2 protein-coding genes are annotated in these 1723 nt (G+C 69.2%); both read left to right on the forward strand.

Going from position 1 to position 1723, the window contains the following annotated elements; all coding sequences use genetic code 11:
• Positions 1–896, forward strand: an 896-nt coding sequence (hutI, locus tag KH616_RS24810; protein WP_292254843.1) for an imidazolonepropionase, incomplete at its 5' end; no start/stop codon positions are given.
• A gap of 11 nt (positions 897–907) precedes the next feature.
• Positions 908–1723 (forward strand): formimidoylglutamate deiminase (locus tag KH616_RS24815; RefSeq protein ID WP_292254846.1); only part of this gene is annotated, 816 nt, incomplete at its 3' end.

A 1723-nucleotide genomic window follows, 5' to 3' on the forward strand; every position in this document is an offset into this window, starting at 1 on the left:
CCGACGAGGCATCGCTGTTCGCGCAGGCCGCCGCGCGCCTGCAACCGCTCCTGGCCGAAGGCGTCGCCGCGATCGAGATCAAGTCGGGTTACGGACTCGACCTCGCGACCGAGCGCAAGATGCTGCGTGTCGCGCGGCAGCTCGGCGAGCGGTTTCCGGTGACGGTTTACACGACGTTCCTCGGCGCGCATGCGCTGCCGCCGGAGTACGCGGGCCGCGCGGATGCGTACATCGACGCAGTGTGCGAGCGGATGCTGCCGGCGCTGGCCGACGAAGGGCTGATCGACGCGGTCGACGTGTTCTGCGAGCGGATCGGCTTTTCGCTCGCGCAGACCGAACGCGTATTCGATGCCGCAACGCGCCGGGGCCTGCCCGTCAAGCTCCATGCGGAACAGCTGTCGAACGCGGGCGGCACGGCACTCGCCGCGCGTTATCGCGCGCTGTCCGCGGATCACCTCGAATTTCTCGACGAAGCCGGCGTCGAGGCGATGAAGGCGGCCGGCATGGTTGCCGTGCTGCTGCCCGGCGCGTACTACTTCATCCGGGAAACGCAATTGCCGCCGCTCGACCTGCTGCGCAAGCATCACGTGCCGATTGCGCTGGCGACCGATCACAACCCGGGCACGTCGCCGCTCGAGTCGCTGCTGCTGACGATGAACCTCGGCTGCACGCTGTTCCGCATGACGGTGCCGGAAGTCCTGCAGGGCGTCACGCGCCATGCGGCGGCGGCGATCGGCCGCGCGGACAGTCACGGCGCGCTCGACGTCGGGCGCCAGGCCGATTTCGCGGTGTGGCCGGTCGGGTCGCTCGCGGAGCTGGCTTACTGGATCGGCCGCCCGCTGTGCGAGCAGGTCGTGCGCGGCGGGACGACCGTGTTTCGCCGCGCCCACGCATGACAGGATTCTCCATGACCGATTCGACATTGTTCGCGGCGCACGCGTATCTGCCGGAAGGCTGGCGCCGCAATGTGCTGCTGCGCTGGGACGCGGCCGGCACGCTGACCGAAGTGACGCCCGAGACCGATGCGCCGGACGGCGTCGCGCATGCGGCCGGCCCGGTGCTGCCCGGTATGCCGAACCTGCATTCGCACGCATTCCAGCGCGCGATGGCGGGGCTCACCGAATACCGCGCCAACCCGGCGGACAGCTTCTGGAGCTGGCGCGACCTGATGTACCGCTTCGCGCTGAAGATCACGCCCGACGCGCTCGCGGCCATTGCGCGCTGGCTGTACGTCGAGATGCTGAAGTGCGGCTATACGTCGGTGTGCGAATTCCACTACGTGCATCACGCGCAGGATGGCTCGCGCTATCCGCAACTCGCCGAGCTCGGTACGCGCGTGATCGGCGCGGCGCAATCCGCCGGCATCGGCATCACGATGCTGCCGGTCTCGTACCAGTTCAGCGGCTTCGGCGGCCAGCCGCCGCGCGACGACCAGCGCCGCTTCATCAACACGCCCGACGGCCTGCTCGAACTGATCGACGCAATGCGGCGCGCGGCGCCCGAGCATGGCGGCTTGCGCTATGGCGTCGCGCCGCATTCGCTGCGCGCGGTGTCCGAATCCGGCCTGCGCACGCTGCTCGATTCCCTGCCAGCCGACGCGCCGGTGCACATCCATATCGCCGAGCAGACGGCCGAGGTCGACGACTGCGTGCGTACCTACGGCGCGCGGCCCGTGCAATGGCTGCTCGACCACTTCGATGTCGATACGCGCTGGTGCCTCGTG

Source organism: Burkholderia sp., from assembly GCF_018375725.1.
Taxonomy (GTDB): Bacteria; Pseudomonadota; Gammaproteobacteria; order Burkholderiales; family Burkholderiaceae; genus Burkholderia.